The organism is Desulfosalsimonas sp., assembly GCF_046483245.1.
Taxonomy (GTDB): domain Bacteria; phylum Desulfobacterota; class Desulfobacteria; order Desulfobacterales; family Desulfosalsimonadaceae; genus Desulfosalsimonas.
Map to the genome: position 1 here is coordinate 1 of NZ_JAWODO010000090.1, position 2,913 is coordinate 2,913.

At 50.8% G+C, this 2,913-nt stretch carries 2 protein-coding genes; both read right to left on the reverse strand.

Annotated elements, in window-relative coordinates:
* A partial coding sequence (locus R6U41_RS08365; RefSeq protein WP_410269382.1) for an ExeA family protein occupies positions 1–880 on the reverse strand: 880 nt, incomplete at its 3' end.
* A 271-nt stretch (positions 881–1,151) separates the two neighbouring features.
* Positions 1,152–2,294, reverse strand: coding sequence for a hypothetical protein (locus R6U41_RS08370; RefSeq protein WP_410269383.1), 1,143 nt, complete (start codon positions 2,292–2,294; stop codon positions 1,152–1,154).
* Positions 2,295–2,913: the final 619 nt, after the last annotated feature.

Here is a 2,913-nt window from a genome sequence, read left to right on the forward strand (position 1 = left end):
CTGAAACCGCCGGGTCTTCCGGGGCCGGGTTTCCGGCCGGGCCGGGGGCAAGGGGCAATTCCGCGGACCCGGATGTGCTTTTGATATCAAGTTCTTCGGCGCATTCCAGGACCATCTTTTTATTGATCTGATCGGCCGATCGGATAAATGCGGTTAACAGCGCCCGGTCAGCGATAATATTGATCAGGCGGGGATATCCTGCAGAAAACCGGTATATTTCCTGAATTGCGCTTTTGGTGAAAATATTGCGGGTGCTGCCGGCCACCGCCAGCCGGTGGCGGATATATTTTTCTGTTTCCGCAGCCGAGAGGGGATCAATGGTGTAATGCACCGTGACGCGCTGGCGGATGGCCCTGTTTTCCGGCTTTAACAAAATATCGCTCAACTCGAGCTGTCCGACCAGAAACACATTGATCAGCTTTCTTCCCTTTTTTTCCAGATTGGAAAAAAGCCGCAGGTCATTTAACAATGCATCGGTGATAAGCTGGCATTCATCAATGATTAAAAGCACCCGCCGGCCCTGATAATAGCACCGGTTTAAAAACGCGGTAAACTCCATGAGAAACGCGCCTTTGGTTTCAAATTGCTTGGACAGGCCAAAAGCATTGGCAATATAATTGAAAAAATCCATTCGCTCCATGTCCGGATCATGGACGGCAACAGCCAGATCATTGGCATCCAGGTTTGCCAGCAATGCATTGACCACAGTGGTCTTGCCAACCCCGACATCGCCTGTCAGAAGCATAAAGCCCTTGCTTTCAAGGATGGCGTACTGCAGGGTTGCAAGCGCCTCCCGGTGCTTTTCCCCGAACCAGAGAAAATCCGGATCCGTGTTGATGTCAAAGGGCTTTCTTGAAAGCTGATAATGTTGAAGATACATAATGACAAAAATTTCCTTTTTGTTTTATGCCGGCGACACAACAACAACCATTTTCTGTTTACCCAGCACTCAATAATGTGCTTTTTTGAAAAATTTTCAACCCGATTTGCCAAACCTTGAAGCCTTCGTAAAAGTTCAATATCTGCGTTACGCGCGATTCCTCAGAATTTCACGTACAGATAAGTACGCTGCATTCTTCGGAATCGCGCAAGCCTTGATCTTGAACTTTTTACAAAGGCTTCTGATCAAGACTTTTTCCGAGGCTGTCAAATCAAACCTTGAAGCTAAAAAATTCCCACCGGCCATTGGTCAACTGCCCTTTGACCATATCGCCCACAGCCGCGCATTCCAGCCCGAACGGCAGATAACCGGCATAACCGGGCAGGGGCATCTCGAAGACCTCAAAGGCGTGGACAAAGGGAATGCTGTATTCCCAGCGGGCCAGGCTGTAAAAATTCCACATTTCCCAGAAAAACCCGCAAATCAGGGCGGCTGCCGCAAAGCAGACCAGCCGGTTCCATTTGCCCCTGGCAACGGGTGAAAACAGGTGGGGACGGCCGGCAAGGACCTGGAAGCAGACGATGATGAGCAAGGGCGAAACCCATAACAGGGGAAACACCCAGTTGGGGTAAATCGGGAGCAGAAACAGGCCGGCTGCCGCCGCGGTCAGCACCGCGACGGCTGCAAGTCCGGGATGCTGCGGGCGGATTGGGATAAAATCATCATAGGCGTTCCGGAAAAAGGGATATGATGCAAGCAGGTCCGCGGTGGACCAGACAGCGGGGAGCACCGTGGAAAAACAGATGCTGGCATAAAGAATATAGCCCGCCGGGCCGAACATGTCCACATCCACATAATACCAGTTTAAGACAAACCGGTTTAAATATTCGAAAAACCACCAGAACACCGCACTTGCCAAAAACAGCAGCGCAAAAAAGCAGGGCTGTGCCAGCATGCGGCATTTGCCGGTGCGCCTTTGGCATAGTGCGTTGACGGCTATGATATATCCCAGCCAGAGAAACGGAAAAGTATAGGGTTGCCAGACACCAAACCATGAAAACCGGCCCCAGGCAAAAATCCAGGCAACAGCGCCGATCAATATTCCGGCATAGCCCCAGGCCGGAAACGTTTCCAGGGGCTTTGCTTTGGCATTGAGCTTCCGGCCCTGCAAAAACACCCGTAGGCCCCGGACAGCAAAAGGGGCCAGACAGACGGCAATCAACAGGACAAGAACCAGGAACACGGGCCATGAAAACGGCGCATGTTCAATCCGGCCGGGTTCTGGCGGAAAATCAAAATAAATCCACAGCGGCTCATTCACAAACAGCCAGGCCCCCAGCAGGGGCAGGCCCAAAAGCAGGCCGGCTGCCATGAACAATCCTGCCAGGCTGTATAAATCCGACTGCTTCAACATTGCCCGCACCACCTTGCCTTGACATTGATAAATGATTTGATATCCGAGCCGGCGCAACAATCCGCCCTTGAAAAAAATTATTTTACACAACAGACAATTACATCTCAAGGGGTTTGTCAACACGTGCGGGAGCCACCTAAAAACTTCAAAAAAATTGCTGTTAGTGCATGGTTCTATAATTTTCGCATGATGCCGGCCCGGTGGCAGTTTGCTCCCTGCTGACCGCTTGCGCGCTCAATGCGACTCGCAAACCACCCCCGGGCCGGCATCATGGCCGACTGTGTGCAAAATTTCACACCAAGGGGGTCGGAAGGAACACTTCCTTCCTGACAAACAGCGGACGCGGTAAAAAAATTTCTACAAAACCATCAATTTCTGAAACATTTTTATCTTGACAAAAATCTGAATAATAGATTAAGAAACAATCTATTAATTAACCAACTGTTCAGTTAATTATTCTCAAGCCCCCCTCCAAAGGTTTTTCCCCCGTCCTTCGGGGCGGGGGGAAAACCTTATTTCAGATTCCGGGGCTGCATCCCATAAAACGAATCCATTCAAAATACGCAGGACTTGCCGATGCCTCCAAAACAGCCGGACACGGGCCGTCAGCGGCAGAATG

Bases quoted from the DNA above. Each gene is read 5' to 3' on its own strand.
- R6U41_RS08370 (WP_410269383.1), bottom strand. From the start codon at position 2,294: ATGTTGAAGCAGTCGGATTTATACAGCCTGGCAGGATTGTTCATGGCA.